Genomic DNA, 1,395 nt, shown 5'->3' with positions numbered 1-1,395 from the left:
CTGGGCGGCGACCTCGCCAAGGTCTCCAACGGCCTCGCGTCTGGCCCGCCCCGCCGTTGGCCGGCAGGTTGTACGCGCTCAGCAGGTCGCCCGGGCCGAAGCCGGACGGCGTCGCGTTCGGGGTGACGCCGAAGGCGTTGACCTGCTGGGTCGCGTTGGTGACCTTCAGCGCGTGGCAGGAGACCGTGTCGCCCTTGGCGAGGGTGTCGCAGGCGCGCACCCAGGACGTGCCGCCCTTGGCGGACGCGGCCGGGTCGGCCTGGGCGCCGGCGGGGACGGCGGTCGCGAGGCCGGATATGGCGAGGGCGGCGGCACCGGCGGCGGCCAGGACGGCCTTGCGGGCGGCGGGCGTGGGGGTACGCAAAGAACTGCCTCCTGTTGGGGGTGAACCGGGGGCACTGCGGGGCAGCCGCGCGCCGGCCGATGGGCCCGGGCGACGACTGGGAACAGGCCGCACCAGCGGGAGGATTGGGGCCGCTGGGCCGACCTGGTGGGAACTGGCGCCGAGGCTAGTGATCTAGCGACAGGCCGAACAACGGGTGAACGGAAGATTGGACCAGCCCTTTACTCGCACGGGCCGCATGTGCGGAAAGCTCCATACACAGAACAGCAAGGGAATGCGGACCGCCCCGGGTGGCCCGTCGTCAGCTCGCCGACCCGCGTGAACAGAAGCGGCCTCGCACGGCGGGGCGACTCCGCCGCTGCCCGAACTGGCCGTCGGGACAGACCGGGCATCAGCTGACAAAGCGAATCCCTGGGTAGCAACTGAGACAGATTCAGCATTCCCGGCACTACTTGGACATAAGGGACACTCAGTGGACAAACTTTGCCGATTCGATATCGGAATTGGTCAGCCGGGCCGAACGGCTCTGCGATCTTGGAAAGGTAGGAACCCTTTACCATTGCTATTCACGGAGTAAACTCTCTTGCCATCGAGGAAGCAGGCCTCGCCCGAGTTCGGGGGCGGGGCCTTCACCAGGCGCAGGCTGCGACGGACGGCCGTCATAGCGGCGCTCGCGATGCTGGTCGAGACGGGGGTCGCGCTCGACGCGCTGACCGCCGAGGCCTCGGCCGCGTCCACCGGCACCACGGCATCGGCCACCGCGCCGGTCAACGAGGCGCCGGACACCGCGTCGGCCCTGCTGGCCGCGCGGCTGAACGGCCATCGGATCGAGGTCACCGGCGCCCGCACCGCCACCACCACCCTCTGGGCCAACCCCGAGGGCACACTGACGCAGGACACCGCGACCGGGCCGGTCCGGGTGAAGGTCGGCGACGCCTGGGTGCCGGTCGACACGACGCTCGTCGAGACGTCGGACGGCAAGGTCGCGCCGAAGGTCCACCCGGAGGGCCTGGTGTTCTCCGGCGGCGACGCCGCGGTGAAGACCGGCGACC

Annotated in this window: 1 protein-coding gene and 1 pseudogene; one reads left to right on the top strand and one right to left on the bottom strand. The window is 70.7% G+C overall.

Going from position 1 to position 1,395, the window contains the following annotated elements:
* Positions 1–364 (bottom strand): annotated as a pseudogene (locus AB0O00_RS39525) (hypothetical protein); the annotation flags it as partial.
* A 562-nt stretch (positions 365–926) separates the two neighbouring features.
* Here AB0O00_RS39525 and AB0O00_RS39520 point away from each other — a divergent pair.
* Positions 927–1,395, top strand: a 469-nt coding sequence (locus AB0O00_RS39520) for a hypothetical protein (protein WP_363659500.1), incomplete at its 3' end; no start/stop codon positions are given.

The organism is Kitasatospora sp. NPDC093558, from assembly GCF_040683475.1.
GTDB lineage: Bacteria > Actinomycetota > Actinomycetes > Streptomycetales > Streptomycetaceae > Kitasatospora.
This window is presented reverse-complemented; position numbering and strand designations above follow the sequence as displayed.